Origin of the sequence: Tahibacter amnicola (genome assembly GCF_025398735.1) — a bacterium.
GTDB lineage: Bacteria > Pseudomonadota > Gammaproteobacteria > Xanthomonadales > Rhodanobacteraceae > Tahibacter > Tahibacter amnicola.
In genome coordinates this window covers 1916057-1933416 of sequence record NZ_CP104694.1, presented here as the reverse complement: position 1 = coordinate 1933416, position 17360 = coordinate 1916057, and the positions used below count along the sequence as shown (strand labels likewise).

Sequence of the window (17360 nt, the reverse complement as noted above, 5' to 3'; positions counted from 1 at the left end):
CTCCGTTAATGAACCGATGACAGCCAATCAGTCCTTCGCGAGCATGGACGCGCCATGCGGCGATCAATTGGCTGGCGCCCCTTCATGGAGCGGCTTGTTGATGGCCCAAGAAATCGGTCGACCTTTCGACGGACACACCCGCCCGTTCGCTGACGCGGGAGCGAATCGTGAATGTCGCGGGGGGATCAACCGATATGCCGCGCACCCTGTGTACGCGACAGAGAAATTCTAACGGAACCGTGTTGCAACGCACAACACGAGGCGTGACACTTTTCTTCACAAGAAAGCAAAGAGGGCGTCAGCGCGGGGGACAAGGCAAGAATCGCAACATCGTGCGTCGGTAATGGGACTGGCGCGGGCGGGCACGGGCCGTGGACGCCGAGGTGCTACGTGCGGTGTACCTGAGCGCGGCAGGCGAATCGTCAGCGACGATTCGCCTGCCGCGCGCTGACTACGGTGTGGTTCCGGGAAGTACGGGCTTCGCGGCTGCCTTGGCACCGGCCTTTTTGTCTTCCACGGGCTTGAGCAAGTCCTCCATCGATTTCTCGACGCCGCTGAACTTGTAGGTCGACAGCACGAAGGTCCAGCCGTCCAGCCGTTGCCGGATCTGGGCGAACTCGTTCTTGATCGCCTCCGATCGCTGGGCCTTGTCCTTGGCCGCATCCGTCACGGCGAGCGGAGCCGTTTCCGCAGCCGGCTTCGCGTCGGCACCGCCCGCCGCAGGCGCGCTGGCCGACTTCGCCTCCCACTCCGCCTTGGCCTTGGCCTGGTCCGCGACGACTGCCGCTTCGACAGCGGCCTCGTCCAGCGCTGCCTCGATACGCGCATAGGCTTTCTCGTCCTTCTTCCAGCCGTTGAGCGTCAACGTCAGCCCGTCGAATGTGGTGAAGGTCGCCTTGTGGACTTTGCCGTCGGCGGGCGGTGCCGCTTCGGCGGCAGGCAGGACATCTTCAAACGTCAGCGCGGTCAGAGTCGTGCCGATCGCGTTGGCGGCGAATTCTGAACTGAGTTCGCGCCCCTTCGGGATATCGGCCACCTTGAAGTGCGTGTCGGTCGGCAGCTCTTTGAACACGTGCAGGGACTTGCCGTCCGGACGCTGGATCCGAACATCCTTGATGCGATTGGATGAGATATCCATCAGCGACTTGTCGAGCCAGTTTGCCGGCGTCTTGTCTGCGACAAGGCTGCCCTTGGCAAGCCAGCTCTGTTTTTCGCCCGCGCGGCGTACGAACGTGGCTTCGCCACGGGTGTGGGGATTACCGATGATCAGTTGCGCGGGCTTTCCCAGGCCGTCGATTGCCACCAGCACGCCCTTTGCGTCCGCCGCACCGATGTCGCTGACGCCAAGGTCCGCGTAGCGCTGCTCGTTGCTGGTTTTCGGTTCGAGCAGACGGGCTTCCGACAGGTCCATCAGGTACTTGCGCAACTTGGCCACATCGACGGGATAGCCGCCCTTTTCCTTCAGGGTCCAGCCTTTATCGCCGCGCTCGATCGTCGCAATGACCTTCTGTCCCGCACCGCTCAGCGTGAGCGACTTCACCTCGTTCAGGTGATCGCGCAACTCAGGCAGAGCATAGGTTTCCGCCTGGCTGCCCTCGCTCTGCGGCTGGCGCGATGTCGTGATCGCCACCCCGATGCCGATCGCCAGCACCGTGGCGACCCCCAGGCCCAGTACGTTTTTCTGTGTCACATGATTCATGCAATGGCTCCCTGGGCGATCAGGCGACCTGCGGCCGCTTTCGGCGCCACGCGGCGAACGCGAGCGCACCGATCGTCAGCACGATGGGGATCAGGAGGATGTTGAACACCTTCAGACGCGTGCCGAGCTTCTCGATGTCCTCGTCGAGCTTTCGCCGCACCTCGCGCAGCTCCTTGCGGACCTCGACCTTGCGCTTGAGGAATTTATCCAGTTCTATTTTTTGCTCACTGGACAGCACCATCGCCTGGTCCTGGCCCTTGGCCGTCTGCAACTGGGTCAGCTTGCGCTCGGTTTCGGACAGTTCCTGCTGCAGCTCCTGTTCCTTGCTGCGGAATCGGTCATCGGCGGAGCGCTTGATCTCTTCGACCTTGGTGAACGGCCGACGCGACGTCGCCCGGCCGCGGATGGAGATCAGGTCCGAATCGCCCGAGAGATTGTCCACGGCGTTGATGAACAGGTCGCCGTTGTTGGCGAAGGCATTCACCATCTTCTGGCCGAAGAAGTTGTTCACCTGCGCCCACAGGCGGTCACTGAGCACGTCCGTGTCGGCGAACAGCAGAATGGCGTTGCTGTCCTTGGACTGCGCCAGATGACCTTCCTCCTTGCGGTCCGGGAAAGCGGTCTTGAAGGTGCCTTCCAGGCGCCCGGCCACCACGAACAGCGACCCGGTCGGCTTGAAATTGCTCATCAGGGCGGAAGGATCGGCCATGAACTTGATCTGGTCGACCGGCGTGCTCATCGACTGGTTGCTCGACTGGATGATGGGCACCAGCTTGGCCGTCGCATCCTTGCTCAGCTCGAAATAGCCCGCGGTCGAAATGTTCACCGTATCCAGGTTGGCCGTGATGACGTCATCCGGGCTCAGATTCTGCTTGGTGAACCCCAGCATCGCCGGATGCCGCGTCGGCGGCGTGTTCGGCGCGAAGGACACCTGGAGCGCGTGGGTGCGGTCCAGCAGCACCTTGTCCGGTGCGTACTCCACGCCCCAGGCCTTGAACAGCGTGCCAAGATCGGACGACTTGTCGGCCAGCATCGCCGACTGCGGATTTTGCGGATCGGCGCCCGATTCATCCTGCTCGGCGTGCGGATCGACGAACACCATGAGGTGGCCGCCGCGCAGGACGAACTGGTCCAGGGCATAGAGCGCATCCTCGGGCAGGTCCTTCGGGTGCACCAGCACGACGACGTTGATGTCCTTGTCAATGCTCTTGAGCGCGGCCGCATTGAGCTGGCGCACGTCGAACAGCTGCGACAGTTCCTGGTAGGCAGCCCAGGGTTCCTTCATCTGGCGCGTCTCGGGATTGAATCCGGCGGCCATCGACAGGCTGGAGATGAAACCCACGGCTGGTTTCTTCGTCGTCGTCAGGTCATGGATCAGCTTTGCGACGTCGTATTCCAGGAACGTTTCCTTGTCCGGATTGAAGAACGGAATGATCGCCACGCCGTCGGTGGAATTGGTCCCGGCCAGGCCGAAGTAGGCCTTTTCGCCCGCCTGGCTGATCGGTACGGCCTGGAGGCCATAGCTGGCGGCGGTGTCCTCGTCCTCCGAGAACGGCAGCGGATCAATCACCGTCAGCTGCAACTTGCCGTCGGCCCGGGCGGCCATCTCTTCCAGCAGTTCGCGCACCCGCTGGTAGTAGGTACGCAGCATCGGCAGGTTCTGCGTGGCCTTGTCCGAGTAGTACAGGTACAGATGTATCGGCTCGTCGAGCTTGGTCAGCACATTGCGGGTACCATCCGACAAGGTATACAGGTTGTTTTGTGTCAGATCGACGCGTGCACCGCGAAGCAGCACGTTGCTCAGCAGCACGACGGCGACAAACAGCACACCGAGAATCACGAGCGTGCTTCCCGTGAGAGTTCTGCGTTGAATGGCCATGGCGATATCTCCTTAATCGGCCTTCTTCAGATCGATGACGACGGCATTGGCGTACAGCCAGAAGCCGATGGTCAGCACGAAATAGATCAGGTCGCGCAGATCGATCACGCCCTTGGAAATCGCCGAGAAGTGCGTCAGGAAGCTCAGACCGGACACGGCATCCACAGCCCCCTGTGGCAGCACGGCGCCAACGGCGTCGAGCACGAGCGGGTATCCGGCGACCATGAACAGGAAGCACACGACCACCGTCAGGATGAAGGCGACCACCTGGTTGCGCGTCGCCGCCGACAGGCAGGAACCGATCGCCAGGAAGCCACCGGCCATGAGCAGGCTGCCGAGGTAGCTGGCGACGATGACGCCGTTGTCCGGATCACCAAGATAGTTGACCGTTATCCATACCGGGAAGGTGAGCGCGAGCGCGATACCGATGAACGCCCACGCGGCGAGGAACTTGGCCAGGACGGCTTGCCACATGGTGATCGGCAGGGTCAGCAGCAGCTCGATCGTGCCGCTCTTGCGCTCTTCCGCCCAAAGGCGCATCGCCACTGCCGGAACCAGGAACAGGTAAAGCACCGGATGGAATGAGAAGAACGCCTGCAGGTCGGCCTGGCCACGCTCGAACAGGCCGCCCATGTAGAAGGTGAGCGCGCCCGACAGCAGCAGGAATATGACGATGAAGACGTATGCGACCGGCGTCGAGAAATAGCTGCGCAGCTCGCGCCGGAAGACCGTTGCGATCGGATTCATGCGCGTGCCTCCTTGGCGGGGCGCTGGGTGATCGTGCGGAACACCTCGTCCAGGCGGCCGGCTTCCAGCTGCAACTCGGTAAAACCGATGTTCTGAGCCTTGAGCGTTTCGCTGACCGCGTTGAAGATGGAATGCCCCTGCTTCGGGAAGACGGTGATGCGGTGATCCTGCGGATCCACCTCCACTTCTTCCACGTGGCTGACGCGCAGCAGCGCTTCCTTGGCCGCACCGACATTGAGCGCGGTCAACGACACCGCGCCGTGATAGCGCGACTGCGCTTCAAGTTCAGCCGGCGTGGCATCGGCGAGCAACTTGCCGTGCGCGATGATCACCGCGCGCGAACAGACGGCGTGCACTTCCTCGAGGATGTGCGTAGAGATGATGATGATCTTGTCCGCGGCCATCGCATTGATCAGCGCGCGGACTTCGTGTTTCTGGTTCGGGTCCAGGCCGTCCGTGGGTTCGTCGAGGATCAGCGCCGGCGGATCGTGCAGGATCGCCTGGGCGAGCCCTACGCGGCGCTTGAAGCCCTTGGAGAGCGTGTCGATGGGCTTGCCGAGCACGCTGCTCAACTGCAGGCGTCCGATCACGTCGTCCAGGCGGCGGCGACGTGCATCGCCCGTCAGTCCGCGCACATCGGCCACGAATTGCAGGAAGCCCAGCGGCGTCATCTCGCCGTAGCTGGGAGCGCCTTCCGGAAGGTATCCCAGCGCCCGCTTCGCTTCGATGGGCTGTTCTTCCACGTCAAAGCCGCACACCTTCACGCTCCCGGCTGTGGGAGCGAGAAAGCCCGCGATCATTTTCATCGTGGTGGATTTGCCGGCTCCGTTCGGACCGAGAAAACCGAGTACCTGCCCCGGCTCGACCTTGAACGAAATGCCGTCCACGGCGGTGAGGTCGCCGTAGCGTTTCGTCAGTTGAATGGTTTCAATCATCGTCAGGTCACCTGTTCCTAGTGCAGCCGCTCCCCGACAGCGCCGGACGACCGGCACTTCGAGCAGAACGACGATGGCTGGCCAGCAAGTCGCACCCCGTTCCCGCTGGCGCGCGCTGCATCGCTGGGCGTACGCGGCGGGCCCTGGGCCGTCACCGCTCGCTGATGCAAGCGCGTCGGAATGTACCGCAAAGGCGTGGAAAAGTTCCCGCACGCGGCAACGGATTTGCGCATACCGGACACGTCCGCGCCGCCGACCCGCGCACGGGACCTGCCCAGGGCTGCCGATGGCCAGACGGCGCTGCAATTGTCCGTCGCCAAAAACGACAAACCCCCGCGGGGCGGGGGTTTGTCGCAATCGCGGACAGGTCGTCCGTGGTCAGTGTCAACCGCCGGCAGCAGCCGGCTCGGCGGCGGGCGCCGCCGGAGCCGCAGCCGGTTCGTTGGCCATGACCTGGTCGGAGATCGGCAGGTAGACCTTGAACTGCTGCTCGTCGTCGGCGACGGTTGCCGGGTCGGTGATCATCGTGTCGTAGTAGCGGTTGATCGAATCATTGAAGTGATAGCCACGCGACATGCCGTAGGCCTTGAGGGCAAGGCGCATCAGCGGCAGGCCGGCGGGGCTGCCGATCCAGGTCGTCACCAGGGCCTTGCCGCCGTAGGTCTGGCGGGCGCGCAGGGTCGGCGTGACCACCAGGTTACCCTTGCGGTCGAGCATGCCCGGCTTGAGTTCGGCCGGCGCGGCTTCGTCATCCGTGGCGGACGGCTGCACGACGGCCGGTACGATCGGACGCGGCGCACCTTCGAGTACCAGCTCGGACTTGTCGATCGGCTGGGACACTTCAAAGACATAGTTCTCTTCACCCCACTCGGTCGTGATGATCGAGTACGGGCCGGCCGCATTGATGTTGTTCTTCTTCATGAAGGCGCGGATTTCTTCGAGCGCCTTGCCGGTGGCGGCGGCGACTTCGTCCAGCGAACGCGGCGCCTGGGTGGCGACCACGAGCGCCGGCTGCGCCGGCACGTCGGCGATGAAGATTTCGGTCTGCGTGTAGTCGACGTTCGGAATGGCCGCCAGCTGCGACTGCAGGCTCACCAGGTTGGCCTGGATCTGCGTCGCCGGCTCGCCGTGCAGGTAGAGGCCCGAGTAACGCGCGACCAGGTCCATGCCGTAGTCGACGTCGAACGACCAGACGATCTTCGTCAGGCGGCCACTCTTGGCCGGCTCGAGCCGGATGGTGAACTTCTTGTTCTCGCCCTTCCAGCGGTTGTTCACCGTCCAGACGATCTTGGAGTCCTGTTCGATCTCGGCCACTTCATAGGAACCGTCACCGACGCTCGGCTCGCTGCTCTTGAACGCCAGTTTGGCGCCGACGCCGAAATCCGGGCCTTCCAGTGTGAACTGCGTCTTCGGATCGAACAGTCGCAGCGAGCCCCACTCCGGGAATTTGCGGAAGTTGCTCAGCACATCATTGATGTGGCGGATGTTGTGGCTGACGTCGATCGACCGCTCGATATAGCCGTGAGACGGCAGCGTCAGGCCAAAAACGACCGCCGCAACAAACACGATGACCGCGGCGACGATGAACTCAAGAATACGCGTCATTCCAGATGTCTCCAGGACTACTTCCGCTATACCGGCCACAAGGCCGCTGCCGCCAAGGGCTTAAAAGAATGAGGCGGAGCCCTGCACGCGCACGCCAGCGCGGCGGGTAGGACGACGCCGAGTCGCGCATGGTATCCGCTCCCGCTTGCGATGGCTATCACCTGAAGGGAGGCAGAACAAGGCGGAATATCCGTGCTGCAGTCGCAGCAAAAAAATCGGGAATTTCCGCCAAGGCATTGACCGGGAAACGGTTATTGCCGACGCAGCTGCAACGGAACGAAACCGGTCTCCCGGGAGTGCACGCGGTTGCGCAAGACCGGCAACGCCGACTTTGGTCGCGCGGCCCCGATCCGGAGCTTGTCGCCCCGGTATGGCACGTGTCAGACGATGCCCAGTTCGAAGGCCTTCAGGACGGCGCGCGTGCGGTCCCGGACGCCGAGCTTGGACAGGATGTTCGACACGTGATTTTTCACCGTGCCTTCGGCAACCCCCAGGGAGTTGGCGATTTCCTTGTTGCTGTAGCCGCCTGCCATCAGGCGCAGGATCTCGGTTTCGCGTTCGGTCAGTGGATCCGGGCGGTCCAGGCTGACGAATTCGTTGTGCATGCGTTCCAGGCCCGTCAGCAGGCGCTGGGTTACCACCGGTGCAACCAGCGAGCCGCCGCCGGCCACCGTCTTGACGGCATCCACCAGCTGGTCGAGGGAGACATCCTTGAGAAGGTAACCACGCGCCCCCGCCTTCAGGCCTGCCAGGACAAGCTGGTCATCGTCAAAAGTGGTGAGGATGATCGTTGGCGGCAACAGGTTTGATTGCGACAGCGTGTTGAGGACGTCAATCCCGCTCATGCCCGGCATGCGCAGGTCCAGCAACACCACGTCGGGCTTCTTCTGCGGAATCAGTTCGACGGCCTGCGCACCGTCAGATGCCTCGGCAATCACGCGGATGTCGTCAGAGAGCTCCAGCAGGCTTCGGATGCCCTGGCGCACCAGTGTCTGATCGTCCACCAGCAGTACGGAAATCATGTCGTCGTCTCCAGTGGCAGCCAGGCATCGAGGGCGAATCCGCGATCCTTGGCGGTTCTAATATCCAGCCGGCCACCGAACTGCGCGAGGCGTTCGCGCATGCCGGTCAGGCCGTTCCCTTGCTTGAGGCCATCGCTGCCGCGACCGTCATCGCTGGCGTGAATGACGACTTCCCCGTTGCCGTGCTCAAAGCGCAACCATAGCGTGCGGGCGCCGGCATGGCGAACGGTATTGGTGATGATCTCCTGTGCACAGCGCAGCAGCACATGGGCGCGGTGCGGATCTTCGACACTGAATCGCGGTGGCAATTCGAGTTTGATTTCCAGCTGCGGCACGCCTTCGATCAGGGTCTGCAGAGCCTGGGTCAGATCGATGCTGTCGTCGTCGCGCATCTGGCTGACGACTTCGCGCACGTCGCTGAGCAGCAGTTTCGCGACGGACTGCGCCTTGCGCACATGCTCCTGCGCCGGCTGCTGCACCAGGTGGCTGGCCACCTCCAGGTTGAGGCTCAACGCCGTGAGATGGTGACCGACCAGGTCATGCAACTCGCGTGCGATCCGCAGGCGCTCCGAGATCCGGCTCGATTCCGCCAGGAGGGCCCGGGTGGCACGCAGTTCCGAATTGAGCCGGCGCTGTTCGTCGCGGGCCTCCGCCTGCTGCTTGGCGATGACGGAGGTGAAAAACGTCAGTACCGACAGCCCCAGGTACATGCTTGACTGAAGAATGGCCTGGCCGAGCGTCCAGCCGGGAAAGCTGGCAAACACCGGCACCAGGGAGTAGTTCTGCAAGACCATCCACACCATCGCCACCTTGAGCGGCAGCAGCCAGGGCAGCAGGACCGCCACCACGACCAGCAGCAAGGCCACCAGACCCGTCTGGCTGAACCAGCCGATGCTGACCGCCGATGCGACCAGGACCGCGAGGAGAAAGGCTTTCAGGCGCGAGAACCGGCCGCTGCCCAGTCGATGAGTCAGCACCCAGAAGACAACCCCGAACAGCAAATAGCAGCCCAGCCACGCGTACAGATAGGCTGGCGAGCGCTGCTGCTGTTCCATCTCGGCCAGGAGCGACCCGTAGCTCAACCACGGAATGCCGACGCAGAGGTAGGTGAACAATCCGGCGTAACGCAGCAGACGGATGTGGTTGATCTGGGCGATAGGCATGAGAGAGATCATAGGCCGCACGGCCGTGGCGGCAACCCTGCAGTTAGTAATTGGCGGGTGCGGCCGGGCGCACAGGCCGGGCCTGCGGCACCCGGCGGCAGTGACTGCCGCAGGCACGCCCCATGCCCCCGGATAACTTTTTTTAAGCATTAGATGACGAGCCACGTCCACACCGGCCATTCGGCCATGACGCCGCAGCCCCTGCGATCCGCCCGCCGCCCGTGTTTCGCCCGCCGGCTGCCGCGCCGCGTCATGGCCTCGGGTATGCATGCATGCGATAATCCATCAATCGTGGGCCGCCGACGGGTCGGCCCGCCCAAACGCTGGAGCACCGAATGGCCATCGCCATCCGCGACGTGCGTGAGCACGAGCTGGATTCCGTCCTTGCATTGAACAACGCCGCCGGCCCGACGATCCTTCCGCTGGACTCCACGAAAGTCCGCTGGTTTTTTGACAATGCGGATTACTTCCGTGTCGCCGAGGTGGACGGCCACATCGCCGGCTTCCTGATCGCGCTGCGGGGCAATGCCGATTACGAGAGCCCGAACTATCTGTGGTTCCGCGAGCGCTATCCGGCGTTCCTGTACATCGACCGTATCGTCATCGCCAAACCCTACCGCGGGCTTGGCCTGGGTCGCATCTTCTATTCCGACGCCACGAGCTACGCCGAAGTGCGCGTTCCGGTGCTGGCCTGCGAAGTGTTCCTCGAACCGCGTGACGATGTCTCGGTATTGTTCCACGGTACCTACGGCTTCCACGAAGTCGGGCAGCAGATCATGCCCGGCCTCGGCAAGCGCGTCAGCCTGTTGGCCAAGGACCTCCCGAGCTTCACATTCGTGCGCGATACCTATCTACTGGGCCCCATGGGGCAGCTTCCCAATCAACCCTGGCTGGTCGAGCGCGTCCGCAACGGCAGCCGCACGTCCCTTCGCGCCGCCAGCGGGCACTGACCTGGATGGCGCGCGTGATGCAAAACCTCGAGCCGGTCGGCGAACTGAAATTCGGCCAGGTCGGCATCGCCAATCTTCGATTGAAATCGCTGGACCTGGATACCCTGGCGCAGGAGCTCGCCCAGAAGGTGAGCAGCGCGCCGCAGCTGTTTGCGCGCGCACCCGTCGTGCTGGACCTCAGCCACCTGGCCACCCTGCCCGATCCGGCCACGGTCCGCGAAACGCTCGGTACGATCCGTGCGAGCGGCATGCTCCCGGTAGGCCTGGCCTACGGAACCAGCGAAAACGAAGCGCTCGCGCGCACGCTGGATCTTCCACTCTTTGCCAAGTTCCGCGCCGCCTATGAGCCGGTCGAGGCCCCACGAGACCGCGCGCCAGCCGTAGAGGCGCCGCGCCCGGCGCCCGCCCCTGCCGCTACACCAGCGCCCGCGCCCCAGCGCGGCCCGGCCAGCCTCTACCAGGCGCTGCCGGTGCGTTCGGGCCAGCAGATCTACGCGCGCGGCACCGACCTCGTCATCAACGCCGTGGTCGGCAACGGCGCCGAGGTCATTGCCGACGGTTCCGTGCATGTGTATTCCGCGCTGCGCGGCAAGGCGCTGGCCGGTGCCCAGGGCGATACGTCCGCACGGATCTTCTGCCAGGATTTCCAGGCCGAGCTGATTTCCATCGCCGGCCATTACCGTGTATTCGAAGACATTCCGGCCGATCTGCGCGGCAAACCCGTGCAGGCCTGGCTGGAGGGGGAGAAGCTGCTACTGGCCAGGCTCGGCCAATAGTGGACGAAGTTATAAAGAGCCAAGTGGAGAGTTATCTTGACTGAATTCATCGTCGTCACCTCCGGCAAGGGCGGAGTCGGCAAGACCACGTCGAGCGCATCGGTCGCCGTCGGCCTGGCCAAACACGGCAAGAAGGTCGCGGTCATCGACTTCGACGTAGGCCTGCGCAACCTCGATCTCATCATGGGTTGCGAGCGGCGTGTCGTGTACGACTTCGTCAACGTCATCCACCAGGAATGCACCCTCAAGCAGGCGCTGATCAAGGACAAGCGCTATGAGAACCTACACGTCCTGGCGGCCTCGCAGACTCGCGACAAGGACGCGCTGACCAAGGAAGGTGTCGAACGAGTCCTCAACGAACTCAAGGAGGACGGTTTCGACTTTGTCCTCTGCGATTCACCCGCAGGCATCGAGAAAGGCGCCTTTCTCGCCATGTATTTCGCCGACCGGGCCATCGTCGTGGTCAATCCGGAAGTGTCGTCGGTACGCGACTCCGACCGCATCCTGGGGTTACTGTCATCCAAGACGCGCCGCGCCGAGAGCGGCGGCACGCCGGTCGTACAGCACCTGCTGCTGACGCGCTACAACCCGGCGCGTGTCGTCAGCGGCGACATGATGAGCATCGATGACGTAAAAGAAATCCTCGGCATCGAAGTGCTCGGCGTGATCCCGGAATCCGAAGGCGTGCTGGCCGCATCGAACGCGGGCGTGCCGGTCATCCTGGATGAATCGTCCACCGCAGGGCTGGCCTACGACGATGCCGTCATGCGCCTGCTCGGCGAGAACCGGCCGATGCGATTCCTCGACGCGCCCAAGAAAGGCATTCTGTCGCGACTGTTCGGGAGCTGAGCATGGGCCTGTTCGATTTCCTTCGCGCCCGGCCCAAGCAGACCGCCACCATCGCCAAGGAACGGCTTCGCATCATCGTGGCGCAGGAACGCAGCGCCCGTGGCAGCCCTGACTATCTGCCGCTGTTGCGTCGCGAGCTGCTGGAAGTCATCCGCAAGTACGTGAATGTCGACCAGGACGCCGTCGACATCCACGTCGAGCGTGAGGGCGACCACGAAGTGCTGGAACTGACCGTGACGCTGCCCGAAAAGGGTGGCGCCGCCGCGGCGCCGGCGCCCAGCGAAGCCTGATTCCGCGCACTGCTGCCTCCGGAGGGCCTGATGGTCCTCCGGAGGACCGCCACTTCCATGAATTCCACCGCTGCCACCGTCATCGCCGAGCCGGTCGTCACCCGGGTCGGCGACGTCTGCTTCGACGCGCTACGCCAACTGCTCGACCGCGGCGGACTGCGCCTGCACGCCGTCGCGGACGGGGCGGCGATTCCCGGATCCTTCTGGGGTGAACCGGAAGCCGGCATCATCGGCACCGATGTCTATGCCCGCGCTGATACGCCCGTGCATTCCTTGCTGCATGAAGCCTGTCACCTGCTCGTCCTGCCGCCGGAACGGCGCGCCCTTGTCCATACCGACGCCACCGATTCGGTCGCCGAGGAGGACGCTACCTGCTACCTGCAGATCGTGCTGGCCGAGGCCATACCCGGGGTCGGCAGCCTGCAGCTGATGCACGACATGGATGCCTGGGGCTATACCTATCGCCTCGGCTCCACTCGCGCCTGGTTCGAGCAGGACGCCGAGGACGCGCGGGCCTGGCTGCTGCAACGCGGCCTCCTCGACGCCAACGGCCGCGCGACTATTTGACCTCGACCGTAATCTTCGGCGACTGGATCGGCGGATCAAACGGGATGTGCAAGGCGTCACCCAGCATCAGTTGCAACGTGTGCTTGCCGGGCGGCAAGGTCACGGTGGTTTCGGTCTGCCCGCCGCCGAAATGGCGATGATGGTCATCGTTCGGCAGCGGGAGGTTCATCGGTGGCGACGTCGCCACGTCGATGAGCAGATGATGGTGTCCCGTGTTTTCCTTGGCGACGCCGGCCGGCGCGACGCCCATGCCTTTCAGACCGAAGCGGACGGTGAATTCCTTGCCGACAACTTCGCCATCCTTGGGTGAAATGATGTAAAGCTCCACATTGGCCGGCGCCTTGGTGCGCGGCGGCAGGCCCGGCGCAGTGGCGTCTTCGGCCAGCGCGAGGCCGCCGGTGGCGAGGCCGGCAGCCAGGATCATTGCACGTAGCATGGGGCGTTCCTCCGTGACGAAATGACCGGATCATACGCCTTTGCCGTCGGATGGGCTTTGACGAAAGTCGGGTGCGGCGGATTTCTTGTCCGCCGCATATCTGCCCCCATGTGCCCGCTTTGCCCGCTACGATCCCCCCATGAACGCGCCCCGCGAAGACCGCTCCATCATCGCCACCCTCCGGCTGATGCTCCCCCAGGTGTGGCACTACCGCGGCCGGGTGCTGCTGGCCGTGGCCTTCCTGGTCACGGCAAAACTCGCGACGATCGCCGTACCGCTCACCCTGAAAGAGCTGATCGACCGGCTGGATGTCGCGCCCTCGCTGTTGCTGTTGCCGCTGGTACCCCTGGTGGCTTACGGCGCCCTGCGCCTGTCGTCATCGCTGTTCCAGGAGCTGCGCCAGATCATCTTCGCGCGGGTGATGGCGCGCACCTCGCGCATGATCACATTGCAGGTCTTCCGCCATCTCCACGCCCTCAGTCTGCGCTTCCATCTCGATCGCAAGACGGGTGGCGTGGCGCGCGATCTGGAACGCGGCATGTCGGCGATCGCAGACCTGCTCGACTGGACCCTCTACACCATCCTGCCCACGCTGTTCGAGATCGTGGTCGTCAGCTTTATCCTGATCTTCCGCTACGACTCCAGCTTTACCGTGATCACGCTGGGTACGCTGGTGGCGTATGTCGCTTTCACGTTCACCGTGACCGAGTGGCGCCTGCGTTACTACCGGGCTGCCAACGAGGCGGACACCGAGGCCAATGCGCGCAATGTCGACTCGCTGCTCAACTACGAGACGGTCAAGTACTTCAACAACGAGACGCACGAGCAGCACCGCTTCGATGCCAGCCTGATAAAACTGGAAAATGCCACAGTCAAGAGCCTCAAGACCCTCGCCGTGCTCAACGTGGGCCAGGCCGGCATCGTGGCGATCGGACTGACCCTGCTGCTGTGGCGCGCCGCGGTCGGCGTCACCGAAGGGCGCATGGCACTGGGAGACCTGGTCCTGGTCAATGCGTTCCTGATCCAGCTCTCGATTCCCCTCAACTACCTCGGCATGGTGTATCGCGAGGTCAAGCAGGCGTTGACCAATATCCAGCGCATGTACGCCCTGCTCGACGAACCCCAGGAAGTACGCGATGCGCCCGACGCACCGGCACTGCGCGTCGATGGCGCAACCCTGCGCTTCGAGCACGTTGATTTCCACTACGACGCGGCGCGGCCCATCCTGCGCGATGTCGACTTCACCATCCCGGCGGGCAAGACCCTTGCCGTGGTCGGCACCACCGGCGCCGGCAAGTCGACGCTGGCACGCCTGCTCTACCGCTTCTACGATGTCACCGGCGGCCGCATCACGATCGACGGCCAGGACATCCGCGAAGTCACCCAGGATTCGCTGCGCGCGGCAATCGGCATCGTTCCGCAGGACACGGTGCTATTCAACGACACGATCTACTACAACATCGCCTATGGCCGCCCGGATGCCGACCGCGAAGCCGTGATCGCGGCTGCCCGTTCGGCGCATATCCATGATTTCATCGTGTCCCTGCCGCAGGGTTACGACAGCATGGTCGGCGAACGGGGCCTGAAGCTCTCGGGCGGCGAGAAACAGCGAGTGGCCATCGCACGCACCTTGCTCAAGGATCCGCACCTGCTGGTGTTCGACGAGGCCACCAGCGCGCTGGACACCCGCACCGAGAAGATCATCCAGGCTGAACTGGCGGATATCGCGCGGCATCGCACCACCCTCGTCATCGCCCACCGGCTATCGACCATCGTCGAGGCCGACGAGATCCTCGTACTGGAACAAGGCAAGGTCGTCGAGCGCGGTACGCATGCCCGCCTGCTCGAGGCTGGCGGCCGCTACGCGGCGCTCTGGGCGATGCAGCAACGGGAAGCGGGCAGCTGAGACCGCTGCGCGCGTGCACACCACCTCGGGAAATTCCGGCGAAAGCCGGGCGCCCATCCGGCCTTTGCCACGCGTCGTAACAAACGACCGGGCCTTTGGGCTGTTGACGCACCGGCAGCGTTCGCGACAATGCGTGCAACATCAACGCCATTAGTGCGGCCCGATTCTTGCGGGCCAGCTTAGGGGACCCAGCATGGCGAACAAAATTGCCCTCGTCGGTGCCAGCCAGGCAGAAGAGATCGAGTTCCGCAACCTGCTCGGCACGGCGGCTACCCGCCTGCGCCAACGCTGGGACATGGTCTCGGAGACGGACGCCGAACTGGTCGTCGTCGAGGTGGACTCGGTTTTCGGCCACATGGCGTGGCTCAAGGCCAGCGGCGCCGGCAAGCGTACCGCCGCCTACACCGAACGGGAGTCCGCGCGGGAATCGGATCTGATCCTGCCGCGCCCGCTCACACTGGAAGGCGTCACCCAGCTGTTGATGCACTACACGCACGGGGTGCCCGGAGCGGCCGAGCCCGCTGCGCCGGTACCGGCACCGGCCGAGCACCAATATGCCAGTGAATACTCGCCGCCGTCGGACGGTGACAACGGGCGCGCCCGCTTCGACCGCCAGCCGCCCCGCCCTGTCGCTGCGGAACCGCGTCCGACACCGCCCCCGCCGGCTGCGCGTCCTGCACCGGCGCCGGTGGCAGCACCCGCGCCTGCGCCTGCTCCCTCGCGTGAGGTCACCCTGGTCGACCTGATCACCGGAGCCCTGATCAACGGCCCCACGCGCATCACCAGCCCGGACGCACCGGACCTGATCCTCGACCCCGCCAGCCAGACCTGGTACAGCAGTGCGACCACGCTGCGCGCCCTGCTACCCCACTGTTCGCGCGCCTTGAAGCCGGGCGACTGGCAAGAGCTCAGCCCCGGCGAATTCCAGTCCGCCAAGGGCTCCGCCACGGCGCAGCCGTACACGCGCCTGCTCTGGTACTACACGGTCGTTCGCTCCAAGGGCGAACTGCTGCCCTCGCTGGAACGCGGCGCGCGCTACAAACTCACGCGCTATCCGCAGAGCGAACGCGAGTTCACCAAGCATTTCCGCATCGGCACCTTCATGCTGAAAGATTTCGCCACGCTGGAGGAAATCTCCGACGGCAGCGGCGCCCCGCTCCCGGACGTCATCGACTACGTCAACGCCTACTACGCCGTCGGCTTTGTCGACCACGACCGGGCCAAGCCGGGTGAAGTCGATGCCATAAAGGGTGGGGTAGCGCGGTTGAGGAACCCGTTCGGGCGGTAATGGATAGTGCAAAACATCCTGAGTTGTCGAGCGCGCCACCTGGCACGCCCGACATTGTTACCGCTATTGCACCGACCCTTCAGCGTCACCGCACTTTGCAACTTTTCTAACTATTGCGTTTTCCAGAAGCCATCACAGCGAGGCGGTAGATGGGCCCCACTTCAAGATCTGCCGGCTCGGTCGTGACATCTAAGGAAGGTCTGAACAAGTCCGACCCGATTGTGTTGAGATAGTACCCTCCCACACAAAGGCACGCGCATGGACCAGATGAGCTTCGGCGACTCCGAGTATGCGAGCAAGCGCAAACGGACCCGCCGCGAGGTGTTTCTGGCAGAGATGGAGCAGGTTATTCCCTGGACGATCCTGCTGAACTTGATCGAGCCGGTGTATCCGAAGGCTGGCAATGGGCGGCGACCGTATCCGCTGAAGGTGATGCTGAAGATTCATCTGATGCAGAACTGGTTCGGGCTGAGCGACCCGGCGATGGAAGAAGCGCTGTACGAGATCGCGTCGATGCGCCAGTTCGCGAGCCTATCGTTGACGAAGCCGATCCCGGACGAGACGACGATTCTCAATTTCCGGAGGTTGCTGGAAACCTACGAGCTGGGTGCCGAGATTCTGGCTCGAGTGAACGGCTATCTGTCGCGCAAAGGGCTGATGCTCAAGCGCGGAACGATGGTGGACGCCACGATCATCGCAGCACCGAGCTCGACGAAGAACGCCGGAGGTGAACGAGATCCGGAGATGCATCAGACGAAGAAGGGGAATGAGTGGTTCTTCGGCATGAAGGCGCACATTGGCGTGGATGTCGACTCCGGACTGGTGCACACGGTGACGACAACCGCAGCGAACGAAGCGGATGTGAATGAAGCGGAGTATCTGCTGCACGGCAAGGAAAGCGTGGTCTATGCCGATGCCGGTTACACGGGCGCGGACAAGCATTCGTCGCGCCGAGGATTGGACTGGCAGATTGCTCGTCGACGCAGCAGCGTGAAGGCAATGCCGGAAGGACGCCAGAAGCGTGCGATCGAGAAAGCGGAGAAGCGCAAGGCGAGTATTCGCGCGCGCGTGGAGCACCCGTTCCGTGTCGTGAAGCGTCAGTTCGGCTACGTGAAGGTGCGCTTCAAGGGACTGGCGAAGAACACGGCGCAGATCCTGACGCTGTTCGCGCTATCGAATCTGTGGATGGCGCGAAAGCGATTGCTGGCGATGACGGGCGAGTTGCGTCCGAAGGTGGCATAGCGCGTT

The 17360-nt window shown here is 63.6% G+C and carries 16 protein-coding genes; 8 read left to right on the top strand and 8 right to left on the bottom strand.

From position 1 onward, the window contains the following. Nucleotides 1-451: 451 nt before the first annotated feature. From N4264_RS08080 to N4264_RS08050, 7 genes are all read right to left on the bottom strand, one after another. Entirely contained in the window at nucleotides 452-1699 is a 1248-nt protein-coding gene (locus tag N4264_RS08080) for a DUF4340 domain-containing protein (RefSeq protein WP_261696544.1), read from the bottom strand. Between the two features lie 19 nt (nucleotides 1700-1718). After that, nucleotides 1719-3578 carry a Gldg family protein gene (locus N4264_RS08075; RefSeq protein WP_261696543.1) on the bottom strand — a complete coding sequence of 620 codons (1860 nt, stop codon included), beginning with the start codon at nucleotides 3576-3578 and terminating at the stop codon, nucleotides 1719-1721. A gap of 12 nt (nucleotides 3579-3590) precedes the next feature. Further along, nucleotides 3591-4325 carry an ABC transporter permease gene (locus N4264_RS08070; protein WP_261696542.1) on the bottom strand — a complete coding sequence of 245 codons (735 nt, stop codon included), beginning with the start codon at nucleotides 4323-4325 and terminating at the stop codon, nucleotides 3591-3593. After that, entirely contained in the window at nucleotides 4322-5260 is a 939-nt protein-coding gene (locus N4264_RS08065) for an ABC transporter ATP-binding protein (protein ID WP_261696541.1), read from the bottom strand. Before N4264_RS08065 ends, N4264_RS08070 begins: the two co-directional genes overlap by 4 nt. Before the next feature lie 384 nt (nucleotides 5261-5644). Next, a complete protein-coding gene (locus N4264_RS08060; protein WP_261696540.1) occupies nucleotides 5645-6865 on the bottom strand; it encodes an SRPBCC family protein in 1221 nt (406 codons plus the stop codon). Nucleotides 6866-7245: 380 nt separating this feature from the next. Then, nucleotides 7246-7887, bottom strand: coding sequence for a response regulator (locus tag N4264_RS08055; protein ID WP_261696539.1), 642 nt, complete (start codon nucleotides 7885-7887; stop codon nucleotides 7246-7248). After that, nucleotides 7884-9050, bottom strand: a complete 1167-nt coding sequence (locus N4264_RS08050) for a sensor histidine kinase (protein ID WP_261696538.1) — start codon at nucleotides 9048-9050, stop codon at nucleotides 7884-7886. The genes N4264_RS08055 and N4264_RS08050 overlap by 4 nt, the downstream gene beginning before the upstream one ends. A gap of 335 nt (nucleotides 9051-9385) precedes the next feature. Between N4264_RS08050 and N4264_RS08045 the strand changes: the two genes are divergently transcribed. Genes N4264_RS08045 through N4264_RS08025 form a run of 5 tightly spaced genes read left to right on the top strand, consistent with a single transcriptional unit; the run spans nucleotide 9386 to nucleotide 12482 of the window. After that, a complete protein-coding gene (locus N4264_RS08045) occupies nucleotides 9386-10000 on the top strand; it encodes a GNAT family N-acetyltransferase (RefSeq protein ID WP_261696537.1) in 615 nt (204 codons plus the stop codon). A 17-nt stretch (nucleotides 10001-10017) separates the two neighbouring features. Beyond that, entirely contained in the window at nucleotides 10018-10776 is a 759-nt protein-coding gene (gene minC, locus N4264_RS08040) for a septum site-determining protein MinC (RefSeq protein ID WP_261696536.1), read from the top strand. A 36-nt stretch (nucleotides 10777-10812) separates the two neighbouring features. After that, nucleotides 10813-11625, top strand: a complete 813-nt coding sequence (minD, locus tag N4264_RS08035) for a septum site-determining protein MinD (RefSeq protein ID WP_261696535.1) — start codon at nucleotides 10813-10815, stop codon at nucleotides 11623-11625. A 2-nt stretch (nucleotides 11626-11627) separates the two neighbouring features. Then, the gene (minE, locus tag N4264_RS08030; RefSeq protein WP_261696534.1) at nucleotides 11628-11915 is read left to right on the top strand and encodes a cell division topological specificity factor MinE; all 288 of its coding nucleotides are present in this window, start codon (nucleotides 11628-11630) and stop codon (nucleotides 11913-11915) included. A gap of 57 nt (nucleotides 11916-11972) precedes the next feature. Beyond that, nucleotides 11973-12482 (top strand): hypothetical protein, encoded by a 510-nt coding sequence (locus tag N4264_RS08025; protein WP_261696533.1) that lies wholly within the window; start codon nucleotides 11973-11975, stop codon nucleotides 12480-12482. Here the strand turns inward: N4264_RS08025 and N4264_RS08020 are convergent. After that, nucleotides 12475-12918 (bottom strand): DUF4399 domain-containing protein, encoded by a 444-nt coding sequence (locus N4264_RS08020; RefSeq protein WP_261696532.1) that lies wholly within the window; start codon nucleotides 12916-12918, stop codon nucleotides 12475-12477. The genes N4264_RS08025 and N4264_RS08020 overlap by 8 nt on opposite strands. A gap of 139 nt (nucleotides 12919-13057) precedes the next feature. Here N4264_RS08020 and N4264_RS08015 point away from each other — a divergent pair, with 139 nt between their 5' ends. From N4264_RS08015 to N4264_RS08005, 3 genes are all read left to right on the top strand, one after another. Next, nucleotides 13058-14824: an ABCB family ABC transporter ATP-binding protein/permease gene (locus tag N4264_RS08015; protein WP_261696531.1), complete on the top strand. Its 1767-nt coding sequence runs from the start codon at nucleotides 13058-13060 to the stop codon at nucleotides 14822-14824. A 193-nt stretch (nucleotides 14825-15017) separates the two neighbouring features. Continuing rightward, a complete protein-coding gene (locus N4264_RS08010) occupies nucleotides 15018-16112 on the top strand; it encodes a hypothetical protein (protein WP_261696530.1) in 1095 nt (364 codons plus the stop codon). Nucleotides 16113-16370: 258 nt separating this feature from the next. Next, complete coding sequence (locus N4264_RS08005) at nucleotides 16371-17354, top strand: IS5 family transposase (protein WP_261692799.1); 984 nt, start codon at nucleotides 16371-16373, stop codon at nucleotides 17352-17354. The last annotated feature ends 6 nt before the right edge of the window (nucleotides 17355-17360 follow it).

What these genes read in the sequence shown, in the direction of transcription:
- N4264_RS08080 (WP_261696544.1), bottom strand. Translation starts at nt 1,699, where the DNA reads ATGAATCATGTGACACAGAAAAACGTACTGGGCCTGGGGGTCGCCACG.
- N4264_RS08075 (WP_261696543.1), bottom strand. Translation starts at nt 3,578, where the DNA reads ATGGCCATTCAACGCAGAACTCTCACGGGAAGCACGCTCGTGATTCTC.
- N4264_RS08070 (WP_261696542.1), bottom strand. Translation starts at nt 4,325, where the DNA reads ATGAATCCGATCGCAACGGTCTTCCGGCGCGAGCTGCGCAGCTATTTC.
- N4264_RS08065 (WP_261696541.1), bottom strand. Translation starts at nt 5,260, where the DNA reads ATGATTGAAACCATTCAACTGACGAAACGCTACGGCGACCTCACCGCC.
- N4264_RS08060 (WP_261696540.1), bottom strand. Translation starts at nt 6,865, where the DNA reads ATGACGCGTATTCTTGAGTTCATCGTCGCCGCGGTCATCGTGTTTGTT.
- N4264_RS08055 (WP_261696539.1), bottom strand. Translation starts at nt 7,887, where the DNA reads ATGATTTCCGTACTGCTGGTGGACGATCAGACACTGGTGCGCCAGGGC.
- N4264_RS08050 (WP_261696538.1), bottom strand. Translation starts at nt 9,050, where the DNA reads ATGCCTATCGCCCAGATCAACCACATCCGTCTGCTGCGTTACGCCGGA.
- N4264_RS08045 (WP_261696537.1), top strand. Translation starts at nt 9,386, where the DNA reads ATGGCCATCGCCATCCGCGACGTGCGTGAGCACGAGCTGGATTCCGTC.
- minC (WP_261696536.1), top strand. Translation starts at nt 10,018, where the DNA reads ATGCAAAACCTCGAGCCGGTCGGCGAACTGAAATTCGGCCAGGTCGGC.
- minE (WP_261696534.1), top strand. Translation starts at nt 11,628, where the DNA reads ATGGGCCTGTTCGATTTCCTTCGCGCCCGGCCCAAGCAGACCGCCACC.
- N4264_RS08025 (WP_261696533.1), top strand. Translation starts at nt 11,973, where the DNA reads ATGAATTCCACCGCTGCCACCGTCATCGCCGAGCCGGTCGTCACCCGG.
- N4264_RS08020 (WP_261696532.1), bottom strand. Translation starts at nt 12,918, where the DNA reads ATGCTACGTGCAATGATCCTGGCTGCCGGCCTCGCCACCGGCGGCCTC.
- N4264_RS08015 (WP_261696531.1), top strand. Translation starts at nt 13,058, where the DNA reads ATGAACGCGCCCCGCGAAGACCGCTCCATCATCGCCACCCTCCGGCTG.
- N4264_RS08010 (WP_261696530.1), top strand. Translation starts at nt 15,018, where the DNA reads ATGGCGAACAAAATTGCCCTCGTCGGTGCCAGCCAGGCAGAAGAGATC.
- N4264_RS08005 (WP_261692799.1), top strand. Translation starts at nt 16,371, where the DNA reads ATGGACCAGATGAGCTTCGGCGACTCCGAGTATGCGAGCAAGCGCAAA.